We start from the raw sequence: 22,536 nt of genomic DNA, 5'->3' as shown, positions 1-22,536 counted from the left end.
TAAGCTGGACAGCTATGTCTGATGGCCCCCTGATCGTCCAGAGCGACCGCACCGTGCTGCTCGAAGTGGCCCACGCCGACGCCGAGAGCGCCCGCCACGAGCTGGCGATCTTCGCCGAGCTCGAGCGCGCACCCGAGCACATCCACACCTACCGGATCACCCGTCTGGGGCTGTGGAACGCCCGCGCGGCGGGGCACACCGCCGACGACATGCTCGAGACGCTCGAGCGCTGGTCCCGGTTCCCGGTGCCGCCGTCGGTGTCGGTCGATCTGCGTGAGACCGTGAACCGCTACGGCAGGCTCGTGATCGAGCGCGACGACGAGGGCACGCTGATCCTGCGATCGAGCGACCCGGCCGTGCTCGCACAGGTGGCGAACAACAAGCGGATCCAGCCTCTGCTCCTCGGCCACCCCACGCCGGAGTCGTTCGTGGTGGACGCGTGGGCGCGCGGTCAGATCAAGCAGGAGCTGCTGAAGATCGGCTGGCCCGCCGAAGACCTCGCGGGCTACACGCCCGGCACTCCGCACGAGATCGAGCTGGCCGAGGACGGCTGGCAGATCCGTCCGTACCAGCAGGATGCCGTCGACGCCTTCTCCAAGGACGGGTCCGGCGTCGTCGTGCTGCCGTGCGGTGCCGGCAAGACCATCGTCGGGGCGGGCGCCATGGCCGCGACCAAGACCACGACGCTGATCCTCGTGACGAACACGGTGTCGGCGCGTCAGTGGCGCGACGAGCTGCTGAAGCGCACGAGTCTGACTCCCGACGAGATCGGCGAGTACTCCGGCCAGGCCAAGGAGGTCAAGCCGGTCACGATCGCGACCTACCAGATCCTCACGGCCAAGCGGAAGGGCGAGTACGCCCACCTGGCGCTTCTCGATGCGCTCGACTGGGGACTCATCGTCTACGACGAGGTGCACCTGCTCCCCGCCCCCGTCTTCAAGCTCACCGCCGACCTGCAGGCCCGGCGCCGCATCGGACTCACCGCCACGCTCGTGCGCGAAGACGGGCGCGAAGGCGACGTGTTCAGCCTGATCGGCCCCAAGAGGTTCGACGCCCCGTGGAAGCAGATCGAGGCACAGGGATTCATCTCCCCCGCCGTCTGCTACGAGGTGCGTGTCGACCTCCCGCCGAGCGACCGCCTGGAATACGCGGCGGCGACCGATGACGAGCGCTACCGGCTGGCCGCGTCCGCACCCGCCAAGATCGATGCGGTGCGCGAGCTCATCGCGAAGCATGCCGACGAGCGGATACTCGTGATCGGTCAGTACCTCGATCAGCTCGACTCGCTGTCGCAGTCGCTGGACGCGCCGCAGATCACGGGCGCCACCCCTGTCGACGAGCGGGAGCAGCTCTACCAGGCCTTCCGCGAAGGCGAGATACCGGTGCTCGTCGTCTCGAAGGTGGCGAACTTCTCGATCGACCTCCCCGAAGCATCCGTCGCGATCCAGGTGTCGGGGTCGTTCGGCTCGCGACAGGAGGAGGCGCAGCGCCTCGGCCGTCTGCTCCGGCCGAAGAAGTCGGGCCACACGGCGAGCTTCTACACGCTCGTCGCGCGTGACACGATCGACCAGGACTACGCGCAGAACCGGCAGCGTTTCCTCGCCGAGCAGGGGTACAGCTACACCATCATGGATGCCGACGCGATCGCCGCCTGATCGCCCCGCCCCGCGCCACGTCGGCGGCTCTTCGCTCTCCGCGTACCCGCCGCTCCGACGGATCACCAGCAATCCCATCGACGGAGTCACCATAATGGGGTCATGACTGATGCGCGCATCCTGGTCGTCGACGACGAGCCGAACATCCGCGACCTGCTGTCCACGGGCCTGAGCTTCGCGGGGTTCCAGGTGAAGACGGTCGCCAACGGCGCGGCCACCATCTCCGCCGTGCTCGAGGAGGAGCCCGACCTCATCATCCTCGACGTCATGCTCCCCGACATGAACGGCTTCAGCGTCACCAAGCGCCTCCGCGGCGCCGGGTTCACCGCTCCGATCCTGTTCCTCACCGCCAAGGACGGCACGGACGACAAGATCGAAGGGCTCAACGCAGGAGGCGACGACTACGTCACCAAGCCGTTCAGCCTCGACGAGATCGTCGCGCGCGCACAGGCCATCCTGCGCCGCACCATGCAGGCCGACGAGGAGTCGATCATCCGTGCCGGCGAGCTGTCGATGGACCAGGACACGCACGACGTCCACGTCGGCAAAGAGGCGATCGAGCTCAGCCCGACGGAGTTCAAGCTGCTGCGCTACCTCATGCTGAACCCCAACCGCGTGCTCTCGAAGGCGCAGATCCTCGACCACGTCTGGGAGTACGACTTCAACGGCGACGCCGGCATCGTCGAGAGCTACATCTCGTACCTGCGCCGGAAGATCGATCCGCACACCGAGGAGTCGGTCATCCAGACCAAGCGCGGCTTCGGATACATGCTCAAGGTCGGCAAGTAGCCTCGACGCCGTCGAACCCGACGCCGTCGACCGCCGCTGCACACGGCATCCGTCTCGAGGAGGACCGCATGGCGCGTAAGCCCGACGCGGTCACCCGCTGGTGGCGGGCCATCAGCCTGCGCGCCAAGGTCACCGGCGTGACCGTGGCGGTGCTCGCCCTGGGCCTGCTCGCTGCGGGCGTGGGCACCGTGCCGATCCTCCGAAACGCCCTCGTCAGCAACATCGAGTCGCAGCTGCCCGCGCTGGTCTCGGCCGATCTCGCCGACCGCTATTTCGACATCGCGATGGTCGACGGCGAGCCCCAGTACACGCCGAAGGAGTCTCCGCGCGACTTCTTCGTCGCGATCTACGACGGTGCGGGCGCGCTGCAGACGACGACGGGCGCGTCGGCGAACGGATCGCCCCTCTTCCCCTCCACCTTCACGCTGCTCGATGCCCAGGCGAAGAGCGAGAGCACCTTCCCCCTTGAGGGGACGAAGGGGGCGAGCTTCCGGGCCGCGGTCGCGAGCCTGCAGGGAGAAGGCGGCGGGGACCTGCGCATCCAGGTCGTGGCGATGCCGCTGGACTCGGCCGATCGGATCATCAGCCAGTACTTCGGCATCTACATCACCGTGGCGCTCGTCACGATCCTCCTCGCCGCGCTGCTCACCCGCGGCCTCGTGACCCTCACCTTCCGGCGACTGGGCCAGGTCGAATCGACCGCCATGTCGATCGCCGCGGGAGACTTCAGCCAGCGGCTCACCGATCTCGAGCCGACCACCGAGGTCGGGCGGCTGAACTACGCGATCAACACCATGCTCGACCGAGTCGACGGATCGCTGGCCCAGCGCGATCGCACCGTGCGGCACATGCGCCGCTTCATCGGCGACGCGAGCCACGAGCTGCGCACGCCGCTGGTCAGCGTGCGGGGGTATGCCGAGCTCTACCGCATGGGCGCGATCAAGGGCGAAGAAGACACAGCGCGGGCGATGGAGCGCATCGAGAAGGAGGCGATCCGCATGGGGGTGCTCGTCGAGGACCTCCTCGCCCTGGCGCGCCTCGATGAGGAACGCGAACCGCAGATCGAGCCGCTCGACCTCCGGCCCATCGCTCGAGACGCAGCACTGGATCTGAGGGCGGCCGCCCCCGCGCGCACGGTCCGCGTCATAGATCGCACGGTCGAAGCACCGTTGATAGACGTCACGACGCGTCCGAACCCCGTGACGACGACGGCCGCCCAGCCGACGCCTCGCGGACTGTCACGCGGAACGCTCTCGCGCCTGCGGCGGCGGCCTCGCGGTGCGGCGGAGCAGGTGCCCGCGATCGACTTCACCGAGGCGACAGACATCCCGGTGCGCACCCCGCCGATCATCCTCGGCGAGGAGAACAAGGTCCGTCAGGTCGTGACGAATCTCCTCGGCAATGCGCGGCGCTTCTCCCCCGAGGAGAGTCCGATCGAGCTCGTGGTCGACGCCGATCGGGTGCGCGGCACCGGCAGCATCGCGATCGTCGATCACGGCGAGGGCATCCCGCCGCAGATCCGGGACCAGATCTTCGAGCGCTTCTGGCGCGCCGACACCTCGCGCGCCAGGGAGACCGGCGGATCAGGACTCGGGCTCGCGATCGTCGCGTCGATCGTCAAGGCCCTGCACGGCAGCGTCGCGGTGTCCGAGACCCCCGGCGGAGGAGCGACGTTCACCGTCACGTTCCCGCTCGCACCATCTCGCGCGACTCCCGCGCATCTGCTCGAGGACACGCAGCCGCTCGAGCCCCTGGATCTCTGAGGCGTTCCTCCACACGCGCGGCCGACCGCCGGTTCTGCACATGGGGTGGGACGTGCGGCTTCTGCACGCACCTGCGCCGCCGCGCTCTCGTACCGTCGGAAGCCCATCGACACAAGGAGTACACATGTCCGTCTTCACCGTTGACACCGACGCCGTCGGCGCCGCACACGCCTCGGCCCTGGCCACCATGGAGCGCCTGCGCGCCGAGTCGGCCACCCTGATGGCCCAGCTCACACAGCTGCAGTCGACATGGGTCGGCACCGCATCCACGGCTTTCCAGTCCTGCGCCGAGCAGTGGCGCGGGGCGCAGATGCACGTCGAACAGGCCCTCGAGTCGATCGGCACCGGCCTCGGCAGCGCGGCCACGCAGTATTCCGACGCCGACCAGTATTCGGCGAGCCTGTTCCGCTGAGCGCCCGCCGTCCGACGACGCAGAAACGCCCCGACCGAGGTCGGGGCGTTTCTGTTGTCAGTATCCGAGTTCGGCTGTCTGCTGGTCAGCGACAGGCCTCAGCTCATCGGCGGATCAGAAGTCCATGCCACCCGACGGGTCACCCATCGGCGCAGCGGCCTTCTCGGGCTTGTCGGCGACGACGACCTCGGTGGTGAGGAACAGCGCCGCGATCGAGGCTGCGTTCTGCAGCGCCGAGCGGGTCACCTTGGCCGGGTCGATGATGCCTGCCGCGAACATATCGACGTACTCACCGGTCGCAGCGTTCAGGCCCTGGCCCGCGGGGAGCTCGGCGACCTTGTTCGCGACGACGCCCGGCTCGAGACCGGCGTTGAGTGCGATCTGCTTGAGCGGAGCCTCGATCGCGACGCGAACGATGTTCGCACCGGTCGCCTCGTCGCCCGAGAGCGACAGAGCATCGAGAGCCTTCGTGCCCGACTGGATCAGCGCGACGCCACCACCGGGGACGATGCCCTCCTCGACGGCCGCCTTCGCGTTGCGCACGGCGTCTTCGATGCGGTGCTTGCGCTCCTTGAGCTCGACCTCGGTCGCCGCGCCCGCCTTGATGACGGCCACGCCACCGGCGAGCTTCGCAAGGCGCTCCTGCAGCTTCTCGCGGTCGTAGTCGCTGTCGGTGTTCTCGATCTCGCGACGGATCTGCGTGACGCGACCCTCGATCTGGTCCGCCTCACCGGCGCCCTCGACGATCGTGGTCTCGTCCTTGGTGACGATGACCTTGCGCGCACGACCCAGCAGGTCGAGCGTGGCGTTCTCGAGCTTCAGGCCGACCTCTTCGGTGATGACCTGACCACCGGTGAGGATCGCGATGTCCTGCAGCTGCGCCTTGCGGCGGTCGCCGAAGCCGGGAGCCTTGACGGCGACCGACTTGAAGATGCCCTTGAGCTTGTTGAGCACGAGAGTCGCGAGAGCCTCGCCCTCGACGTCCTCGGCGATGATGACGAGCTCCTTGCCGTCCTGGATCACCTTGTCGACGATCGGCAGGAGGTCCTTGATGTTGGAGACCTTCTGGTTCGCGATGAGGATGTACGGGTCCTCGAAGACCGCCTCCTGGCGCTCCGGGTCCGTCACGAAGTACGGGTTCAGGTAGCCCTTGTCGAAGCGCATGCCCTCGGTGAGCTCGAGCTCGGTGCCGAAGGTCTGCGACTCCTCGACGGTGACGACGCCTTCCTTGCCGACCTTGTCGATCGCCTCGGCGATGAGCTCGCCGATCGCGGGGTCAGCAGCGGAGATCGACGCGGTCGCTGCGATCTGCTCCTTGGAGTCGATCTCCTTGGCGCTGGCGAGCAGCTCCTCGGTGATCGAAGCGACGGCCTTCTCGATGCCGCGCTTGAGCGAGATCGGGTCGGCGCCGGCCGCGACGTTGCGCAGACCCTCGCGGACGAGTGCCTGAGCGAGCACCGTGGCGGTGGTGGTTCCGTCGCCGGCGACGTCGTCGGTCTTCTTGGCGACCTCCTTGACGAGCTCCGCGCCGATCTTCTCGTACGGGTCGTCCAGCTCGATCTCCTTGGCGATGGAGACACCGTCGTTCGTGATCGTGGGGGCGCCCCACTTCTTCTCGAGCACGACGTTGCGACCGCGCGGGCCGAGGGTCACCTTGACTGCGTCGGCGAGGATGTTGAGGCCACGCTCGAGGCCGCGGCGGGCCTCCTCATCGAAAGCGATGATCTTTGCCATGAGTTTTGTCGTCCCTCCTGGACGTAGACGTTGGGTTTAGCACTCAGAGTAAGAGAGTGCTAACGCCATTCTGGCACTCGACCCCTTCGAGTGCAAGCTGCGGGAGGGACTACGGAGCGGGCGTCTCCTCGACGTCGGTCGCCGCACCCGACATGCGGTCGAGACCGATGACGACCGTGAGCTGCTTCTGCCCCTCCTCGGTCTCACCGAGGTAGAAATCGCTCTGCTGCACGTCGGCACCGCCGATGAGCCCGGCGAGGCCGATGGCGGCGAGCTCGTCGTCCTCGGCGACGTAGTACACGGTCGTGGTCGTGAAGTCCTCGCTCGTGCTGTCGCTGGCGAAGACCGTCTCTCCCGGCCAGCCGTTGGTGATCAGTACCTCTCGCATCTGCTCGTCGAGACCCTCGTCGGCAGTGGCGTTGAGGATCATCACCGAATACGAGGTGTCGACCACGCCCGTCTCCTCGGGGATCGGGGTCAGGCTCGGCATCGCCTCGGGGAACGGCGTGATGCGCCCCATAACGATGAGAGACCCGAAGATGCCGGCGATCACGAGCACGAGAGCGGCCACGAACGACCACAGCAGCACGACCCACCCGTTCATCCCGGGGGCTTCGGCGCGGTGCGCGCCCACACGCCCGGAGGAGCGGGGCACGTCGTCGAATCGGTCTCGGATGGGCTTTGACACCCCTCGATGCTACTGGCTCGGGCCTGAGCATCCGCGACACGACGAGCCGCGGGGCACAGGAAGCCCGTGCGGCATCCTCACCCGGCTGATCCGCGCGTCGTCACCCGGCGGATCCGGGTGTCGTCATCCGGCGAATCCGGGCGTGCGGGCCGAGCGGCGGATCGCCCGCGCATCGCGGATGCGGCGCAGCCTGCCCACGAGCATCGGGTCGTATTCGAGTGCGACGTCCGAATCGATCAGACGGCCGAGCAGCTGGTAGTACCTCGCCGCGCTCATGCCGAGCTGCACGCGGATGACCTCTTCCTTCGTGCCGCTGTGCCGCGGCCACGCGGTCTCCAGCGTGAGGATCGCGCGATCGCGCTCGGTCAGCTCTCCCAGCATGAGTTCAGAGTAGGTCGATCATCGGTCCGCAGCCGTGCGCCACTCCCACGTTCGGCCGAGCGGGTCGGCCGAGGCGCGCACCCGCCCGTCCAGAGCGACCACGAATCCGGGCCACGTGTCGGCGTCGACCGCGGGCTCCCACACGTCCAGCAGCGCCGGCGGATCGATCGTCACCCACCGCGCCTTCAGGCCGCGGATGCGCTCGACAAGGGCCAGCCGGGTCTCGCGCGGGATATGCACCAGCACGCCGGGGGTGGTGACGACGAGCGTGGCATCGTGCGGCGCCTCCGCGGCGAGCGCCTCGAGCCGAGCGAGGGCGTCGCCCACGACGAGATGAGGCGGATCCTGCGCGGCGATGTCGAGCGCAGCGGTCACGCGCTCGGCGCGCCCGTGCTCACCCGGCCACACGAGACCCTGCAGCCAGCGTCGGTCGCGGTCGTCGCGCGCATCGAGCGGGGAGAGGTCGATTCCGGCTCTCCACACCACCTCCGGCAGGCGCATCGCCGGCAACTCCCCGGTGACCTGACTGTGCAGGACGACCGTCGACGGACCGTCGACGGGGTCCAGCGCGAGCCGCACAGCCCCCTCGGCATCCGTGAAGCGGTACGAATAGCGATCGGGATACAGGCACAGCCCCGCGGAGGCGCCGATCTCGAGGAGCGCGAGCGGGCCGTCGATCTCGGAGAGCACGGGCAGCAGGGGCGCGAGCCTCAGGGGCTCGTTGGTCTGCAGCCGTCGAGCGGTGCACTCGGCCACGATCTCGTCGGCATGGGCCATCACGAACGCGCGCCAGCCGGCGTAGTCCGCGAGTTCCGCGCCGAGCATCCGGGTCACCGCGAACACCAGCGGTGGCTGGCGCCGGTTCTCGGGGATGCGCAGGAGCAGCGAGCGCATCTCCGTGTCGGCCGCCACACCCGCGGCCCACTCTCCGTACAGCTCGCTGCGGCCGGGAGCCTCCTGCTCGGCGAAGCGGGAGTAGCGCTGCTGCACGGCATCCGTCATATGCCCATTGTCTCGTGACCCCACTCCCCCGCGAACACGAGAGAATGGAACGGAACCCCCAGGAGGACTCATGTCGTACAGCGTGGACAAGACCGAAGAAGAGTGGCGTCAGGAGCTCGGCGACGAGCAGTACGCCGTGTTGCGCCAGGCAGCCACCGAACGCGCATGGACGGGCGAACTCCTCGACGAGGGACGCGCCGGCCTCTACACCTGCGGTGCATGCGACGCGGAGCTGTTCAAGAGCGGCACCAAGTTCGACTCCGGATGCGGATGGCCGAGCTTCTACGAGTCGATCCGCCCCGACGCCGTCGAGCTCATCGAGGACACGAGCCTCGGCATGGTGCGCACCGAGGTCCGCTGCGCCGCGTGCGGGTCCCACCTCGGCCATGTCTTCCCCGACGGCTTCGGCACCCCCACCGGCGACCGCTACTGCATGAACTCGATCGCTCTCAACTTCACCCCCGAAGAGTCGTGAGCGCACTCGACGCCGTCCGAGCACGACAGTCCTGGTCGAGGGTCACCGACGACGCGCCCTCGCACGACGAGCTGCTGACCCTGGTCGCTGCCGCCGGACGCGTCGCCGACCACTCGTCGTTGCGCCCGTGGCGCCTCATCGAGCTGCGCGGCGCCGACCGCGAGACGTTGGGCGCGGCGATCGCCAAGGCCGAGGGCGACAAGTCGCCGTCGTCGAAGCCCCTGCGCGCTCCGCTGCTGATCGCGGTCGTCGCCAGCTACCGCAAGAGCTCGAAGGTGCCGCGGTGGGAGCAGGAGGCGGTCGCCTCGGGCGTCGCGCACATGCTCAGCCTGCTCCTCGACGAGGCCGGCTGGGGTGTGCTGTGGCGCACCGGCCACTACACCCGGTCGAAGGCGGTCGCCAAGGCGCACGGCATCGGCAAGAACGAAGAGCTGCTCGGATGGCTCTACGTGGGCGGAAAGCCCGCGGACAAGAAGCCGGGCCGACGCAAGCCGGTCGACCCACGCACCTTCGTCACGCGGATGCCCTCGGCGAAGAAGGCGAAGAAGGCGGAGACCACGTAGTCAGCCGCGTGCACGCCGGGGCAGCGCGACCACGACGGACGCCACGGCGACGACGACCATGGCGGCGATCTGCCACGGCGCGGGCCCTGCCGCCGCCGGCCAGACGAGGTCGATGACCACCGAGGTCGCCAACTGGCCCAGCACGGAGCCGAGGCCCATCAGCAGCACGCCGGTGTGCGCCACGATGAATGCGCCGAGCAGGATGTATCCGGCCCCAAGTAACCCTCCGAGGTAGAGCCAGGGCTCGGCGGGCGGCACTGCGGGCACCCCTCGGACGAGGATGCTGATGCCCGCGGCGATCAGCAGCACGGCGGTGCCCGCGATGAAGCTCATCAGGGTCGCGGCGAGCGGCGACCGCACGCGCTGGGCCAACCGGCCGTTGGTGGCGGCCTGCCAGGCGATGCCGACCCCCGCCGCGAACGGCAGCAGCAGCATCCAGAGGGGAGCCGTGTCCAGCACATCGCCGCCGAGCGAGATCCCGACGGCGGCGAGCGCGAGCGCGCCCCCGGCCACACGGCCGGGAGTGACCGCCACGACCCCCGCGGGTCCGAAGCCGACGCGATCCAGCACGAGCCCGTGCAGGGTCTGACCGGCCACGACGCCGACCGTGAACAGCGAGACCCCGAGGATCCCGGCCGTGACGCCCTGGGTCGAGACCGTGAGCGCGCCGCAGGCGCCGCCGAGCAGCATCCAGAACGGGACGCTGCGGTCGCGGATGCCGGTTCGCAGTCGTCCGACCCCGCGGCGCGCGGAGGGCACGACGGAGATCACCGCGATGAGCGCCAGCAGCCCCACCACGAACGAGATGCATCCGGCGACGATGCCGTTGTCGACCCGCACCCCCAGCACACCGTTGATGCGGGCCTGGATCGCCGTCATGACGCCGATCGCTACCGCCCCACCCAGGGCGACGGGCGGGGAGAGTCGGCGGGACGGGATCACTCGTCGACCCTAGCCGAGGAGGAATCGCCTCACCGTCGGGCCCCTGCCCGGATGTCTGCACCCCGGCGTACCCTGGCTGCATGTGCGCGAGCTATGGTCTTGACCCCCGGTTCACCGATGCAGAGCTCCTCGCCGAGGCCGACGAGGCGGTGCTCGAGGGGCTGCGCGGATGGGCGGAGAGAAACGCCGGCGAGACGGTCCGTCCGACCGGCAAGAACCTGCGCAATCTCAATCCGATCGTCGTGCAGAGCGGGGCCGCGCCGACTCTCGAACCGGCGTGGTGGGGCTTCCTCGTGGGCGGGGAGCCGTCGAAGTTCCCGTCGATCAACACCCGCTCCGAGCGCCTGCAGGACCGCCCCGGAGGGCTGAAGGGCAGGGCGCTCGTGCCGGCCACCAGCTGGTACGAGATGAAAAAGCCCGAGCGTGTCTGGCATGAGTTCCTCGTCGACGACGGAGCGCTCTTCGGCATGGCAGCCGTCACCCAACACGGTCGCACCGCCGACGGCCAGTCGTTCGTCTGCTACTCGATCGTGATGCGCCCGGCGCCCGAGCACCTGGCGCACATCCACGACCGGATGCCTGTGCTCGTGCCCGCATCGCTCAGCGACGACTGGCTGACCGCTGATCCGAGCAGAGAGATCATCGATGAGGCGCTGCTCGCAGCCGCGACCCTCGACGAGCGGGTGAGCGTGGCCCCGCGATCCGACGACAAGGGCACGGAGCGGCTGTTCTGATCCATGGACTCGACACGACTGATCGCCGTCGCGACGGAGCGGGCCGAGGAGCTGCCCGGCGCCGAGCGCGAGAACCCGTTCGGACCGGAGTGGGATGTGTACAAGGTGCGCGGCAGGGTGTTCCTGCTGGTTCTGCTCGACGACACCGGACGGGTCACGCTGAAGTCGCACCCCGACGATGCCGTCGCGCTGCGCGAGGCATTCTCGGACATCGTCCCCGGGTACCACATGAACAAGAAGCACTGGATCACCCTGCAGCCGGGCGACTCGCTCGAACACGACCTCGTCTCCGAACTCGTCACCGAGTCCTATCGCCTGGTGGTGGAGAGACTGCCGCGGGCGAAGCGTCCGGTCGATCCCGACACGTTCGGCATCCGTCGCGAGGATGACCCCGGCTGACGCGCGAACGGTACCCAGGGAGGACGCGCTGCTGTGGAGGCACTCGGTAGCGTCGAAGACATGATCACAGCAGAAGGCCTCACGAAGAGATTCGGAGACAAGACCGCCGTCGACGGTGTGTCGTTCTCGGTGCAGCCGGGTACCGTCACCGGGTTCCTCGGACCCAACGGTGCCGGCAAGTCCACCACGATGCGCATGATCGTCGGACTCGACCGCCCGACCTCCGGCACCGCCACCGTCGCCGGACGCGAATACCGCAGACTGCGAGCGCCGCTCACCGAGGTGGGAGTGCTGCTCGACGCCAAGGCGGTGCACACCGGGCGCACCGCACGCAATCACCTGCGCTCGATGGCAGCCACCCACGGCATCCCCGCGTCGCGCGTCGACGAGGTGATCGAGCTCGCCGGCATCGGCGCGGTGGCCCGCAAACGGGCAGGCAAGTTCTCGCTCGGCATGGGCCAGCGCCTCGGCATCGCATCGGCGCTGCTGGGCGACCCGCACACTCTCATCCTCGACGAGCCCGTCAACGGTCTCGACCCCGAGGGCGTGCGCTGGGTGCGCCAGTTCGTCCGTCACGCGGCATCGGAAGGGCGCACCGTGCTGCTCTCCAGCCACCTGATGAGCGAGATGGCGCAGACTGCCGATCATGTGATCGTCATGGGCCGCGGCAAGGTCCTGGCCGATGCTCCGCTGGCCGAGCTGGTGCGGGCATGGACCACGAACACCGTGCGGGTGCGCACGCCTCGCGCCGCCGATCTCGCCGCCGCGGTGGGCGGTCCCTCCGTCGAGATCGTGAGTTCGGCTCCCGATCTGCTCGACATCGTCGGACTCCCGGCGGCACGCATCGGCGACCTCGCCGCAGACCGCGGCATCCCGCTGCACGAACTCACCCCGACCACCGGATCGCTCGAAGACGCGTATCTCGCCCTCACCGGCGACTCGGTCGAGTACCGCACGAAGGAGATCTCATGACCGTCCAGGCTCCTCCCCTCGCTCCGCAGCGCGTCGACACAGGGCATCGGCTGACGTTCGTCAGGACCGTCCGGGGCGAGTGGATCAAGCTCGCCACCCTCCGCTCGACCTGGTGGTCGATCGGCATCGCCGCCGTCCTCACGATCGGCATCGCCGTGCTGATCGCGCAGGCGGTCGACATGCCCGGCTTCGAGCCCATCCAAGCCGTCGTGATGCCCATCCAGTTCACGATGCTCCTCGCCGGCATCCTGGGCGCGATCTCGGTCACGGGCGAGTACTCGACCGGGATGATCCGCTCCACGCTCGCGGCGAACCCACGGCGCGGGTCCGTGCTCGCGGCCAAGGCCGTCGTGATCAGCCTGTTCCTGTTCGTGTCGTCGCTCGTGATCTTCGCCGCTGCCGCCCTCGCGGTGTCCGCCATCGTCGCGCCGCGCGATCAGAGCATCGACTGGAGCGACCCGTCAGCGTCCATCCTGCCGATCGTCGTGTCGTCGCTGTCGATGTCCGTGTTCGCGCTGATCGGCGTGGCCTTCGGATTCATCCTCCGCTCCGGTGCCGGCGCGATCGCGGCCACGGTGGGCCTGCTGTTCGTGGTGCCGATCGTCACGAGCTTCTTCTCGATCGCCGGCGAGTCCTGGAAGTGGGTGACGGATGCCGCGAACTACCTCCCGGTCGCGGCCGCGCAGAGCGCGATCCTCCCCGAGAACGCCGCACTCGAGGGCCCGGTCGCGTATCTGACTCTGGGCGGGTGGGTGGTTGCCGGCCTTCTCTCCGCCTGGGCTGTGCTCCGCACCCGCGACGCGTGATCACGATGCGTCATGACTCCGCCGCGTAGAGTCGGCCGGTGACCAGTACCCGCAGCCGCAGCACCTCTGTCCGCGAGGACGAGGCGCTGCGGCTGCCGCGTCCCCCCGGCGTGCTGCGACGCTTCTGGGCACGTCATCCCGTGCTGGCCGACGTGCTGATCGCTCTGGTGTGTCTGTTGCTCTCTCTGGTCCCGGTGGGGGTCATGACACGCGATCTGCCGATGCCGCTCGCGGTCGGCGTCGCGATCCTGGTGCCCGCATCCGTCACCGTCGCCTGCGCGACGCTGCTGTGGCGGCGCAGGAGGCCGCTGGTGCCCTTCGTGGCATCCTTCGCGCTCGAAGTCGGATTCCTCTTCGCGCTGCAGCCCATCGGTTCGCCTCTGCTGTTCGTGGCCTGCTATTCGCTCGCGGTGTATCGCTCGTCACGAGCTGCCTGGATCGGCTTCGGCAGCGGTCTCGCCGCACTCGCCGCGCTCGGCGGATCGCTCACCCTCACCGGCGTCATCACGTTCCAGATCGCCGTCAACGCGGTCCTCACGTGGCTCGTGCTCGGGCTCATCGGCACTCTGACCGGCGTCAACGTCGGTGGACGCAAGCGGTATCTGGCGGCCGTGATCGACCGCTCCCGCCAGCTGCTCGTCGAACGAGACCAGCAGGCTCAGCTCGCGGCGGCAGACGAGCGCGCGCGCATCGCACGGGAGATGCATGACATCGTCTCGCACTCGCTCACCGTGATCGTCGCGTTGTCCGAGGGCTCAGCGGCGACCCCCGACCGGGAGCAGGCGCGTGCGGCGGCGGCCTCGGCGGCCGAGACCGCGCGGAGCGCGCTGACCGAGATGCGGGCGATGCTCGGGGTCCTCCGCTCCGACGACTCTCCGCTGCCGCTCGCGCCGCTCGCGCCCACTCCGCCTCACGAGACCGTCGAGCAGGCGCAGCGCGCCGGGTTCCCCGTGACGCTGTCCGTCAGCGGGGGCGAGTACCTCTCCCCCGCTGCCTCTCACGCCGTCGGGCGGATCGTGCAGGAGGGCGTCACGAACGCGATGCGGCACGCTCCCGCCGCGACATCGATCGCCGTGCGCCTGAGCTACACGAGCGACGCCGTGACGATCGAGGTCGTCAACGACGGCGTCAGAGGTGCGGTCGGAACCGCCGGGTTCGGGCTTCGCGGACTCGCCGAGCGCGCCGCGCATGCGGGCGGGGTGCTGGTCTCCGAGCCGTTCGACGACGGCAGGAGATGGAGGCTCCGCGCTGAGCTCCCCGTGTCCGCTCCCGACATGACATCCCCGGCACAGGAAGAACCGAAGGACACCCCATGACCTCTCCCATCAGCATCCTCCTGGTCGATGACCAGCAGCTCATCCGCCTCGGGTTCCGCATGGTCCTCGAGGCCGAGGCCGACATGGTCGTGGTCGGCGAGGCCTCGGACGGCCATGAGGCGATCAGCCAGACCGCCGCACTCGCGCCGGACCTCGTGCTCATGGACATCCGCATGCCTGGCCTCGACGGTATCGCCGCGACCGAGGCCATCGTGCATGAGCATCCGCAGACCCGAGTGCTCGTGCTGACGACGTTCGATCTCGACGAATACGCGTTCGGGGCGATCCGCGCCGGTGCGAGCGGGTTCCTGCTGAAGGACGCTCAGCGCGAGGAGATGGTCTCGGCCGTGCGCGCCGTGCACCGCGGCGATGCGGCGCTGGCTCCGCGCATCACTCGGGCGCTCCTCGAGCGCGTCGGACCGAGTCTGGACGCCGACACCGCGTCCGCCGCGTCCGTGGGCAGGTCACCGAGTATCGCCGACCCCACCTCCGCGCTCACCGAGCGCGAGCGCGATGTCTTCCTCGAGATCGCACGCGGACGCACGAATGCCGAGATCGCGCGCGCGCTCTTCGTGAGCGAGTCGACCGTGAAGACCCACGTCGGACGGGTGCTCTCCAAGCTCGGCGCTCGCGATCGCATCCACGCGGTGATCCTCGCCCATCGGCTCGGTCTGGCAGACGACGACGCCCTGCCCACGGAATCGTAGGCAGGGCGTCGGGTGCGCGGAGGCGCCGGGCGATCAGGCCCCGGCCGGTGTCCACTCCGAGACCGCGTTCAGACGCTCGATTTCATCGGCCGCGAGCTCGAGACGCCCTCCTGCGAGCAGATCGGGAACCTGCTCCGGCGTGCGGGCACTGGCGATGGGTGCGACCACCGTGGGCTGCGCGCGCAGCCATGCCAGAGACGTCGCGGCGATCGAGGTATCGTGCGCGTCGCCGATCTCTTCGAGGGTGTCGATGATGCGCAGCCCTGCCTCGGTCGCGTACTTCGCCGCTCCGCCGGCGCGCGGAGAGGACTGGCCCTCCGCGTCGGTCGTGCGGTACTTGCCGGTCAGGAAACCGCTCGCGAGCGAGTAGTACGGCACCAGGCCCAGGCCGAACTCCCTGGCGACCGGGATGATCGTCTCCTCGACGTCGTTGCGGTGCACGAGGTTGTAGTGCGGCTGCACCGCGACCGGGAGCGGCACACCGCTGCGCCCGGAGATGTCGATCCATTCGCGGATGCGTTCGGCCGTGTAGTTCGACACGGCGATGTTGCGCACCAGTCCGTCTTCGACGAGGGCGCCGAACGCACCGACGGTCTCTTCCAGAGGCACGGACTCGTCGTCGAAGTGCGCGTAGTAGAGATCGATCGCGTCGAGTCCGAGGCGGCGAAGCGATGCCTCGGCCGCCTTCCGCACGTTCGATGCTGAGAGACCCCGGTAGTCCGGGTGCTGGCTCACCTTGGTCGCGACCGTGACACCCGAGGGCCGACGCGACGCGAGCCACTCGCCGATGATGGTCTCGGACTCGCCGCCGGAGTTCCCCGGCACCCAGGCGCTGTACGAGTCGGCGGTGTCGATGAAGTCGCCCCCGCCGACGACGAATGCGTCGAGTACGGCGAAAGATGCGTCGCGGTCGGCCGTCCAGCCGAACACGTTGCCGCCGAGAGAGAGCGGGAAGACGTCGAGATCACTGTTTCCGATGCGAGTCATGTCCGGGACAACCCTCGATCACGGCGAGGTATTTCCCCGTCGCCGGAATCGGCCCCTGTCACAATCCTCGGGCTCACCGCAAGCCTGCAGCGTGGATCCGCGCGAGATGCCACTCTGGGGACATGAAACTCGTCTCCTACGCAGCCCAGCAACTCGTGACCACCGACGATGTGGCGGAGGTCCTCGTGACACTCGCCGCCGCGATCGCGAACGAGGGCGAGTCCGAGGCACTGGAGATCCCCATCGTCGTCGATGGCCGCGTGGAGAGCGCCGAGCTGATCGTCGGACTGGGAAACGACCTGCTCGTGGGCCCCAGCGCATCGGCCGACACGGATCCCGACTTCTCGGAGCACGCCGCCGCACTGCGTGCCCACCACCGCTACCCGCGTTCGCTCGATGAGGACGCCGAGGGCGACGACGAGTGGAGCATCACGGGCGTCGACCTCGATCTCGACGTCCGCTCCTGACGACGAGGACGCGCGGTCACGAGATCACTCGTGTGCCGCACCTCTCCGCGCGAGGGCGTCAGCCCGACATCGCCCTGCGGTCACGCCGCGTCGCAGGGCTCTCCGCCAACGGCGGAAGATGAGGGATCGCGACCGGCGCGGTGGCACGGCTCGGCGGGTTGTGGAACGCCTGCAGATCGTCGAGCACGTCGACGGGCGACATGTACGAGGTCGCCAGAGGAAGATCGCGCAACCACAGCACGTCGACCTCGACAGCGTCCACCTGGTAGATGCAGGCGACCGTCTGTCGCGCATCGTGGGCAGCGTACCGGTGATCCAGGATCAGCCACTCGGCGTCGGTGACCTTCTTGAGTTCGAACCGGGGATCGGGCATCGTCGACATCTCAGCACTCCCATCAGTCGTGACGTGATCGGCTGACGACAGGACCGCCGTTCCCGGCCGAGATCCGGAGACGGAATCGGTCGACGGACACTCCCTGCCCGCCGCGCTATACCGGAATTTTACGAAACGGACGCGGCTGGTTCAAGCAGGTCGGCGCTTCGAGATCGTGACCTCGACGGTGTCCCCGACGCCTTTGCCCAACGCCTTCCTCACCGTCGCATTGAGGGAGATCATGTGGCCACCGTCGCCGGTCGGCATCGCGCCGACGTTCGACAGCAGGACCTCGTCGACCGTCGCATCGACGCGGGCCGTCTTTCCCGATCCGAAGAAATCGACCGACTCCGGGATCTCGACGCAGCTCCACACCTCACCCTTGACCTCCACGCCGATTGCCGCCTGGAATCTCAGCTGATCATTGCTCATGCCGACAGCGTAGGCGGAGCTGCTCGCTCGGGTACGGCGCAGGTGATCTACGACACGACCCTGCGGACCAGGGCCCGCGCCAGCATGAGCGAGAGCACGAGCAGCGTCACCGCCCAGAATCCGCCCAAGTGGACGGCATCGCCGAACACGATGTCGGTGAGCCACAGGATCAGCGCCTTGCTGCCCGCAGCGAGGACGGGAAGGGCGAGTGCGGCTGTGACACGAGCGCGTCTGGTGAGAGCACCCTTGATGCGGCCGATGACCCGCCCCTTCGCCCACACGATCACCTCGAGGACGACCTTGAGGAGGATCGCCGTCGCGAGCGATGTCAGGAACGACTCGCTGATGACCTCGGGGAACAGCTGCGTGAACGCACACAGCACCACCAGGTAGACGAACACGTCGACGAGGTCGACCGCCCGTACCCGCTTCTCTTCCACGGGGCCATCGTAGGCCTACCTCGTCCGCCCCTCGACCGCGGATCCCGTCCGAGAGATCGATCCGTCGCTCTCGCGGACAACTGAGCCGACTACGGGACTCGAACCCGTAACCCCCGTATTACAAGTACGGTGCGCTACCAATTGCGCCAAGTCGGCGAACCGCGGTGTCCCGCGGCACTCACTCCGCGCATCCGATCTCGTCGAATGCGCATGAACGAGTCTAGAGCGTCTGCGGCCGTGCTTCCGCCGCCCGGGCGGCGGTCGGAGGCACGATCACGTTCGTTAGGGTCGCAGTATGGATCTCGAGACCTCGTTCGCCCTCGCCTCAGCCCTCGGCATCGTCATCTGGATCGTCGCGGTGATCGTCGGCCTCCTGCTGGCCTATCTCGTCATCCGCTTCGGGGTCTTCCACGGCCTGCGTGCGCACACCCGCTGGGTCGACGACGGCAAGGACGTGCGTCGGTACAAACCCCAGCCGTATGAGACGCGCGAAGACCGCCGCAGCTGACGATCGCGTCGGCTGTTACTGCGCGGGCGTCTCGCTCGGCGCCGGGGTCTCTTCCACCGGCGCGTCGGTGGCGGTCTCCGACGGGGTCGGAGTGGGCGCCGGGGTCGGCGTCGCCGTCGCGTAGTACGCGTCGCTGGCGACCGTGAGCACGAACTGCGAGAACTCGCTCGGGTCGTCGAGCGCGCCGACGTAGACCTCGCCGTTCACGACGATCATCGGCGCCGAGGTCAGCACCAGGTCGTCGGAGCCGACGAGCGGGCCCTCGAGCGCGCGAGCCGTGGCATCTTTCGCCCAGGTGACGTAGTCCTGATCCTCGATGCACGAGCGCACGCTCTTGACGTTGTCCGATCCGACGGCGCCGGCGATGTCGGCGAGCTCGGAGTCGGTGAACCCGTCGCTGTTCATCTCGGGCTGGTCGTCGAGCAGATCGTGGTTGAACGCGTAGAACTCCGCCGGGGAGTGCGTGGCCACGCACGCGGCGGCTGCGGCGGAGCGCAGGGAGTACTTCGTGCCGTTCGAGCTCGCGGTGAGCAGCGCGACGGGGTGATAGGTCACGGTCGCGGCGCCCTCGCCGATCCAGTTGACGAGTTGACGAGCGTTCGCGCGCTCGAACTCGCCGGCATCCGGCGACAGGTAGTCGACGTAGATGTGGATGTCGACGGTGCTGGCCGTGGTGGGCGCGGGAGTCGGCTCTGCCTCTCCCTCGGTCGCAGTCTCGGTGGCGTCGGGAGCCCGGGCGTCGAGCGGCTCGCTGGACACTGTCGACGCGTTGATCTCGGAGACGAGGATGCCGTCGTCGGCCATCCCGGTCGGGGTGAGCTGCGGCTTCGACACCTGCGCGGAGACCGCGAGCGTGACCGCCGTGCCGATCGCACCGACGGCGACGATCGCGATCGCACCGAGGATGATTCGTCGCATGATGCGCACCCTCGACTGCTGCGCGTGCACCTTCTGTGCCTTCTCCCGCACGGCCTCACGCGAATTGCGAGGTGTGGGGACGTTCGGCGTATCGTCGCTCGACATCGTTCCTCTTGAGAGTCTCGGTGGGGCAGGGTGGCCCCGTCCGCCGATCGGGCCGGCGAACGCCGCAGGAAAGCGGCCGAGATCGATGTTAACCAGCCAGGCTGAGAAATACCCAGATGCGCCCGCATCTGCCATACTGATCCCGACCCGATGAGGGGTCACGGCGGATCGCTCCGCCGCTCTATCACTACGGATCGTCCGGCACGTACCTGCCGGTGAAGGAGAAACACAATGGCATCTGTGACTTTCGACGAGGCCACCCGCCTCTACCCCGGCGGAACCCGCCCGGCCGTCGACAAGCTCAACCTCGAGGTCGCTGACGGCGAGTTCCTCGTTCTCGTCGGCCCTTCCGGCTGCGGTAAGTCCACCTCGCTGCGTATGCTCGCGGGCCTCGAAGAGGTCAACTCGGGACGCATCCTCATCGGTGACCGCGACGTCACCGATGTGCCGCCGAAGGACCGCGACATCGCGATGGTGTTCCAGAACTACGCGCTGTACCCGCACATGACCGTCGCCGAGAACATGGGCTTCGCGCTCAAGATCGCCGGCGTCGGCAAGGAAGAGCGCGCCAGCCGCGTGCTCGAGGCCGCCAAGCTGCTCGACCTCGAGGAGTACCTGACCCGCAAGCCGAAGGCCCTCTCGGGCGGTCAGCGTCAGCGTGTCGCCATGGGTCGCGCCATCGTGCGTCAGCCCCAGGTCTTCCTCATGGACGAGCCGCTGTCGAACCTCGACGCCAAGCTCCGCGTGCAGACCCGCACGCAGATCGCGTCGCTGCAGCGTCGTCTCGGCGTCACCACGGTCTACGTCACGCACGACCAGACCGAGGCGCTCACCATGGGCGACCGCATCGCGGTGCTCAAGGACGGTCTGCTGCAGCAGGTCGGCACGCCTCGCGACCTCTACGAGAAGCCGAACAACGTGTTCGTCGCCGGCTTCATCGGCTCGCCGGCCATGAACCTCTTCTCGGCCGACCTGGCCGAGGGCGGCATCCGCTTCGGTACCGAGATCGTTCCGCTCGACCGCGACACCGTGGGTCGTGCCAACGGCTCGCAGGTCACCGTGGGCGTCCGCCCCGAGGACATCACGGTCGGTCCGGCCGACGGCAAGGGCCTCTCGGTCGTCGTCGACCTGGTCGAGGAGCTCGGCGCCGACGGCTACCTGTACGGCCACACCGAGATCAACGGCAAGCGCGCCGACCTGGTCGCGCGTGTCGACGGCCGCAGCCACCCCAACGCGGGCGAGACCGTCACGCTGGCGGCCAACGCGGGCCACGTGCACGCGTTCGACATCGAGTCGGGCGAGCGCCTGAACGACAAGCCGGTCGTCTCGGCCTGATCACCACCACAGACGCGGCGCGGGCTGACTTCGGGCGCCCGCGCCGCTTCGTCTTTCCCGCCATCATCTGAGGAGCCTCATGCAGGACGCGCTGCGCATCACGGCGAGCACCGTCGACCCCGGGCTGCTCGCCCTCCCCTGGTCGACTCCCCTGGGCTCCTGGCCGTCGGAGCACATCGTCTCCCTGCCCAAGGGCCTCTCCCGCCACCTCGTGCGCTTCGCCGACCTCTCGGGACGCGTCGTCGCCGTCAAGGAGACCACCGACGAGATGGCACGCCGCGAGTACGAGATGCTCGGCAACCTCGCGCGACTCGATGTGCCGTGCGTGTCACGCGTCGCCGTGATCGCGGGCCGGACGGATGCCGACGGAGAACCGCTGCCCGCAGCACTCGTGACCTCGCACCTGCGCTTCTCGATGCCGTATCGCGCACTGTTCACGCGCGTGCTGCGACCGGATACCGCCAACCGACTGGTCGACGCACTCGCCGTGCTGCTGGTGCGCCTGCACAACGTCGGCTTCTACTGGGGCGACGTGTCGCTCTCGAACACGCTCTTCCGTCGCGATGCGGGCGCATTCGCGGCGTACCTCGTCGATGCCGAGACGGGCGAGCTGCACGAGGAGGGTCTGACCGACGGCCAACGCGCCTACGACCTCGACCTCGCGCGCACGAACATCGCCGGCGAGATCATGGACCTTGCAGCAGGCGGGCGTCTCGAGCACGGCGTCGACGCGGTCGCCATCGCCGACGGCATCGTCTCGTCGTATCACGCGCTCTGGGCGGAGCTCACCGCGCAGGAGTCGTTCGCCTCCGCCGAGACCTGGCGCATCACCGAGCGCGTCGAGCGGCTGAACGCCCTGGGGTTCGACATCGACGAGATGTCGATGTCGACCACGTCCGACGGCACGGTCGTCGAGATCCAGCCGAAGGTCGTGGATGCCGGTCACCATCAGCGTCGCCTCATCCGCCTCACCGGACTCGACGTCGAGGAGAACCAGGCGCGACGTCTGCTGAACGATCTCGACGAGTTCCGCGTGCGGTCCACCAAGCAGTGGGCCGACGAGGAGATGTACGCGCACGAATGGCTCACGCGCGTCTTCGAACCCGTCGTGCGGGCCATCCCGTACGAACTGCGCGCCAAGCTCGAGCCCGCGGAGGTCTTCCACCAGGTGCTCGAGCACCGCTGGTACCTCTCACAGGCTCAAGGACGCGCGGTGCCCCTCGCCGAGGTGCTCACGAGCTACATCAACGATGTGCTGCGTCACCGCCGCGACGAGGCGACGATCATGGGTCCGCCCACCGAGACCATGAGCCTTCCCGTGATCACCGGCGCTCATCCCGTCTCCGACGACACGGGCGAGGTCGACTGGCGAGATCTCGTCTGACGTCGACCCCACCCCGGTCGTCGAACAAGCACGGCGAAGCCGAGCAGCCCACCCCGGTCGTTGAGCGAGCACGGCGGAGCCGACCCCACCCCGGTCGTCGAACAAGCACGGCGAAGCCGAGCAGCCCACCCCGGTCGTTGAGCGAGCACGGCGGAGCCGAGCAGCCCACCCCGGTCGTTGAGCGAGCACGGCGAAGCCGAGCGAGACGAAACGCGAGACCGCGCCTCAGTAGCCGACGGTGAAGCGCTC

Annotated in this window: 26 protein-coding genes and 1 tRNA gene; 16 read left to right on the top strand and 11 right to left on the bottom strand. The window is 68.6% G+C overall.

The window, feature by feature from the left end:
• The first annotated feature begins 14 nt into the window (after positions 1-14).
• The 4 genes from RWO82_RS05040 (at position 15) to RWO82_RS05025 (ending at position 4,619) form a co-directional block, all read left to right on the top strand.
• Positions 15-1,655, top strand: coding sequence for a DNA repair helicase XPB (locus RWO82_RS05040; protein WP_314424194.1), 1,641 nt, complete (start codon positions 15-17; stop codon positions 1,653-1,655).
• 102 nt (positions 1,656-1,757) lie between these two features.
• On the top strand, positions 1,758-2,444 hold the full coding sequence (locus tag RWO82_RS05035; RefSeq protein ID WP_201471433.1) for a response regulator transcription factor: 687 nt from the start codon (positions 1,758-1,760) through the stop codon (positions 2,442-2,444).
• 68 nt (positions 2,445-2,512) lie between these two features.
• A complete protein-coding gene (locus RWO82_RS05030; protein WP_314424189.1) occupies positions 2,513-4,207 on the top strand; it encodes a HAMP domain-containing sensor histidine kinase in 1,695 nt (564 codons plus the stop codon).
• A 124-nt stretch (positions 4,208-4,331) separates the two neighbouring features.
• A complete protein-coding gene (locus RWO82_RS05025; RefSeq protein ID WP_314424186.1) occupies positions 4,332-4,619 on the top strand; it encodes a WXG100 family type VII secretion target in 288 nt (95 codons plus the stop codon).
• 114 nt (positions 4,620-4,733) lie between these two features.
• Here RWO82_RS05025 and groL read toward each other — a convergent pair whose 3' ends face one another.
• The 4 genes from groL to RWO82_RS05005 all read right to left on the bottom strand — a co-directional run bounded on the left by groL (position 4,734) and on the right by RWO82_RS05005 (position 8,424).
• A complete protein-coding gene (gene groL / locus RWO82_RS05020; RefSeq protein WP_314424183.1) occupies positions 4,734-6,353 on the bottom strand; it encodes a chaperonin GroEL in 1,620 nt (539 codons plus the stop codon).
• Positions 6,354-6,462: 109 nt separating this feature from the next.
• Positions 6,463-7,041, bottom strand: a complete 579-nt coding sequence (locus RWO82_RS05015; RefSeq protein ID WP_314424181.1) for a LytR C-terminal domain-containing protein — start codon at positions 7,039-7,041, stop codon at positions 6,463-6,465.
• Between the two features lie 123 nt (positions 7,042-7,164).
• Positions 7,165-7,422, bottom strand: coding sequence for a DUF3263 domain-containing protein (locus RWO82_RS05010; protein ID WP_314424178.1), 258 nt, complete (start codon positions 7,420-7,422; stop codon positions 7,165-7,167).
• A gap of 18 nt (positions 7,423-7,440) precedes the next feature.
• A complete protein-coding gene (locus RWO82_RS05005; RefSeq protein WP_314424175.1) occupies positions 7,441-8,424 on the bottom strand; it encodes a DUF2332 domain-containing protein in 984 nt (327 codons plus the stop codon).
• Between the two features lie 70 nt (positions 8,425-8,494).
• Here RWO82_RS05005 and msrB point away from each other — a divergent pair, with 70 nt between their 5' ends.
• Both msrB and RWO82_RS04995 read left to right on the top strand, forming a co-directional pair.
• Positions 8,495-8,899, top strand: coding sequence for a peptide-methionine (R)-S-oxide reductase MsrB (gene msrB / locus RWO82_RS05000; RefSeq protein WP_314424172.1), 405 nt, complete (start codon positions 8,495-8,497; stop codon positions 8,897-8,899).
• The gene (locus RWO82_RS04995; protein WP_314424170.1) at positions 8,896-9,462 is read left to right on the top strand and encodes a nitroreductase family protein; all 567 of its coding nucleotides are present in this window, start codon (positions 8,896-8,898) and stop codon (positions 9,460-9,462) included. The genes msrB and RWO82_RS04995 overlap by 4 nt, the downstream gene beginning before the upstream one ends.
• Here RWO82_RS04995 and RWO82_RS04990 read toward each other — a convergent pair whose 3' ends face one another.
• Complete coding sequence (locus RWO82_RS04990) at positions 9,463-10,404, bottom strand: DMT family transporter (protein ID WP_314424168.1); 942 nt, start codon at positions 10,402-10,404, stop codon at positions 9,463-9,465.
• An 80-nt stretch (positions 10,405-10,484) separates the two neighbouring features.
• Between RWO82_RS04990 and RWO82_RS04985 the strand changes: the two genes are divergently transcribed.
• The 6 genes from RWO82_RS04985 to RWO82_RS04960 are packed head-to-tail and all read left to right on the top strand — an operon-like array spanning position 10,485 to position 15,338.
• Positions 10,485-11,138 (top strand): SOS response-associated peptidase family protein, encoded by a 654-nt coding sequence (locus RWO82_RS04985; RefSeq protein ID WP_314424166.1) that lies wholly within the window; start codon positions 10,485-10,487, stop codon positions 11,136-11,138.
• Positions 11,139-11,141: 3 nt separating this feature from the next.
• The gene (locus RWO82_RS04980) at positions 11,142-11,537 is read left to right on the top strand and encodes an MmcQ/YjbR family DNA-binding protein (RefSeq protein ID WP_314424163.1); all 396 of its coding nucleotides are present in this window, start codon (positions 11,142-11,144) and stop codon (positions 11,535-11,537) included.
• A 60-nt stretch (positions 11,538-11,597) separates the two neighbouring features.
• The gene (locus RWO82_RS04975; RefSeq protein ID WP_314424160.1) at positions 11,598-12,509 is read left to right on the top strand and encodes an ATP-binding cassette domain-containing protein; all 912 of its coding nucleotides are present in this window, start codon (positions 11,598-11,600) and stop codon (positions 12,507-12,509) included.
• Positions 12,506-13,315: an ABC transporter permease gene (locus RWO82_RS04970; RefSeq protein ID WP_314424158.1), complete on the top strand. Its 810-nt coding sequence runs from the start codon at positions 12,506-12,508 to the stop codon at positions 13,313-13,315. Before RWO82_RS04975 ends, RWO82_RS04970 begins: the two co-directional genes overlap by 4 nt.
• A gap of 38 nt (positions 13,316-13,353) precedes the next feature.
• Complete coding sequence (locus tag RWO82_RS04965; RefSeq protein WP_314424155.1) at positions 13,354-14,631, top strand: histidine kinase; 1,278 nt, start codon at positions 13,354-13,356, stop codon at positions 14,629-14,631.
• Positions 14,628-15,338, top strand: coding sequence for a response regulator transcription factor (locus RWO82_RS04960; protein WP_314424152.1), 711 nt, complete (start codon positions 14,628-14,630; stop codon positions 15,336-15,338). Before RWO82_RS04965 ends, RWO82_RS04960 begins: the two co-directional genes overlap by 4 nt.
• Positions 15,339-15,371: 33 nt before the next feature.
• On the opposite strand, the gene RWO82_RS04955 is transcribed toward RWO82_RS04960, so the two are convergent.
• A complete protein-coding gene (locus RWO82_RS04955) occupies positions 15,372-16,325 on the bottom strand; it encodes an aldo/keto reductase (RefSeq protein WP_314424150.1) in 954 nt (317 codons plus the stop codon).
• A gap of 122 nt (positions 16,326-16,447) precedes the next feature.
• Between RWO82_RS04955 and RWO82_RS04950 the strand changes: the two genes are divergently transcribed.
• Entirely contained in the window at positions 16,448-16,792 is a 345-nt protein-coding gene (locus tag RWO82_RS04950; RefSeq protein ID WP_314424147.1) for a hypothetical protein, read from the top strand.
• Positions 16,793-16,850: 58 nt separating this feature from the next.
• On the opposite strand, the gene RWO82_RS04945 is transcribed toward RWO82_RS04950, so the two are convergent.
• From RWO82_RS04945 to RWO82_RS04930, 4 genes are all read right to left on the bottom strand, one after another.
• The gene (locus tag RWO82_RS04945; protein WP_314424144.1) at positions 16,851-17,165 is read right to left on the bottom strand and encodes a hypothetical protein; all 315 of its coding nucleotides are present in this window, start codon (positions 17,163-17,165) and stop codon (positions 16,851-16,853) included.
• A gap of 150 nt (positions 17,166-17,315) precedes the next feature.
• Positions 17,316-17,597, bottom strand: coding sequence for a DUF1905 domain-containing protein (locus RWO82_RS04940; RefSeq protein WP_314424141.1), 282 nt, complete (start codon positions 17,595-17,597; stop codon positions 17,316-17,318).
• 47 nt (positions 17,598-17,644) lie between these two features.
• Positions 17,645-18,037, bottom strand: coding sequence for a hypothetical protein (locus RWO82_RS04935; protein ID WP_314424138.1), 393 nt, complete (start codon positions 18,035-18,037; stop codon positions 17,645-17,647).
• A gap of 83 nt (positions 18,038-18,120) precedes the next feature.
• Positions 18,121-18,193 (bottom strand) — tRNA-Thr (locus tag RWO82_RS04930).
• A 139-nt stretch (positions 18,194-18,332) separates the two neighbouring features.
• Between RWO82_RS04930 and RWO82_RS04925 the strand changes: the two genes are divergently transcribed.
• Positions 18,333-18,545, top strand: coding sequence for a hypothetical protein (locus tag RWO82_RS04925; RefSeq protein ID WP_314424135.1), 213 nt, complete (start codon positions 18,333-18,335; stop codon positions 18,543-18,545).
• 15 nt (positions 18,546-18,560) lie between these two features.
• Here the strand turns inward: RWO82_RS04925 and RWO82_RS04920 are convergent, their stop codons facing one another.
• A complete protein-coding gene (locus RWO82_RS04920) occupies positions 18,561-19,568 on the bottom strand; it encodes a thioredoxin domain-containing protein (RefSeq protein WP_314424134.1) in 1,008 nt (335 codons plus the stop codon).
• Positions 19,569-19,799: 231 nt separating this feature from the next.
• On the opposite strand from RWO82_RS04920, the gene RWO82_RS04915 reads away from it, so the two are divergent.
• Both RWO82_RS04915 and RWO82_RS04910 read left to right on the top strand, forming a co-directional pair.
• Positions 19,800-20,903, top strand: a complete 1,104-nt coding sequence (locus RWO82_RS04915; protein ID WP_314424132.1) for a sn-glycerol-3-phosphate ABC transporter ATP-binding protein UgpC — start codon at positions 19,800-19,802, stop codon at positions 20,901-20,903.
• A 79-nt stretch (positions 20,904-20,982) separates the two neighbouring features.
• Positions 20,983-22,287, top strand: a complete 1,305-nt coding sequence (locus tag RWO82_RS04910; RefSeq protein WP_314424129.1) for a DUF4032 domain-containing protein — start codon at positions 20,983-20,985, stop codon at positions 22,285-22,287.
• Positions 22,288-22,536 lie beyond the last annotated feature (249 nt).

The sequence above is a fragment of the uncultured Microbacterium sp. genome, from assembly GCF_963521645.1.
Taxonomy (GTDB): Bacteria; Actinomycetota; Actinomycetes; order Actinomycetales; family Microbacteriaceae; genus Microbacterium.
This window is presented reverse-complemented; position numbering and strand designations above follow the sequence as displayed.

Excerpts from the sequence above, each read along its gene's own strand:
- RWO82_RS05040 (WP_314424194.1), top strand. The coding sequence starts at position 15 with ATGTCTGATGGCCCCCTGATCGTCCAGAGCGACCGCACCGTGCTGCTC.
- RWO82_RS05035 (WP_201471433.1), top strand. The coding sequence starts at position 1,758 with ATGACTGATGCGCGCATCCTGGTCGTCGACGACGAGCCGAACATCCGC.
- RWO82_RS05030 (WP_314424189.1), top strand. The coding sequence starts at position 2,513 with ATGGCGCGTAAGCCCGACGCGGTCACCCGCTGGTGGCGGGCCATCAGC.
- RWO82_RS05025 (WP_314424186.1), top strand. The coding sequence starts at position 4,332 with ATGTCCGTCTTCACCGTTGACACCGACGCCGTCGGCGCCGCACACGCC.
- groL (WP_314424183.1), bottom strand. The coding sequence starts at position 6,353 with ATGGCAAAGATCATCGCTTTCGATGAGGAGGCCCGCCGCGGCCTCGAG.
- RWO82_RS05010 (WP_314424178.1), bottom strand. The coding sequence starts at position 7,422 with ATGCTGGGAGAGCTGACCGAGCGCGATCGCGCGATCCTCACGCTGGAG.
- RWO82_RS05005 (WP_314424175.1), bottom strand. The coding sequence starts at position 8,424 with ATGACGGATGCCGTGCAGCAGCGCTACTCCCGCTTCGCCGAGCAGGAG.
- msrB (WP_314424172.1), top strand. The coding sequence starts at position 8,495 with ATGTCGTACAGCGTGGACAAGACCGAAGAAGAGTGGCGTCAGGAGCTC.
- RWO82_RS04985 (WP_314424166.1), top strand. The coding sequence starts at position 10,485 with ATGTGCGCGAGCTATGGTCTTGACCCCCGGTTCACCGATGCAGAGCTC.
- RWO82_RS04980 (WP_314424163.1), top strand. The coding sequence starts at position 11,142 with ATGGACTCGACACGACTGATCGCCGTCGCGACGGAGCGGGCCGAGGAG.
- RWO82_RS04975 (WP_314424160.1), top strand. The coding sequence starts at position 11,598 with ATGATCACAGCAGAAGGCCTCACGAAGAGATTCGGAGACAAGACCGCC.
- RWO82_RS04970 (WP_314424158.1), top strand. The coding sequence starts at position 12,506 with ATGACCGTCCAGGCTCCTCCCCTCGCTCCGCAGCGCGTCGACACAGGG.
- RWO82_RS04960 (WP_314424152.1), top strand. The coding sequence starts at position 14,628 with ATGACCTCTCCCATCAGCATCCTCCTGGTCGATGACCAGCAGCTCATC.
- RWO82_RS04955 (WP_314424150.1), bottom strand. The coding sequence starts at position 16,325 with ATGACTCGCATCGGAAACAGTGATCTCGACGTCTTCCCGCTCTCTCTC.
- RWO82_RS04950 (WP_314424147.1), top strand. The coding sequence starts at position 16,448 with ATGAAACTCGTCTCCTACGCAGCCCAGCAACTCGTGACCACCGACGAT.
- RWO82_RS04945 (WP_314424144.1), bottom strand. The coding sequence starts at position 17,165 with ATGCCCGATCCCCGGTTCGAACTCAAGAAGGTCACCGACGCCGAGTGG.
- RWO82_RS04940 (WP_314424141.1), bottom strand. The coding sequence starts at position 17,597 with ATGAGCAATGATCAGCTGAGATTCCAGGCGGCAATCGGCGTGGAGGTC.
- RWO82_RS04925 (WP_314424135.1), top strand. The coding sequence starts at position 18,333 with ATGGATCTCGAGACCTCGTTCGCCCTCGCCTCAGCCCTCGGCATCGTC.
- RWO82_RS04920 (WP_314424134.1), bottom strand. The coding sequence starts at position 19,568 with ATGTCGAGCGACGATACGCCGAACGTCCCCACACCTCGCAATTCGCGT.
- RWO82_RS04915 (WP_314424132.1), top strand. The coding sequence starts at position 19,800 with ATGGCATCTGTGACTTTCGACGAGGCCACCCGCCTCTACCCCGGCGGA.
- RWO82_RS04910 (WP_314424129.1), top strand. The coding sequence starts at position 20,983 with ATGCAGGACGCGCTGCGCATCACGGCGAGCACCGTCGACCCCGGGCTG.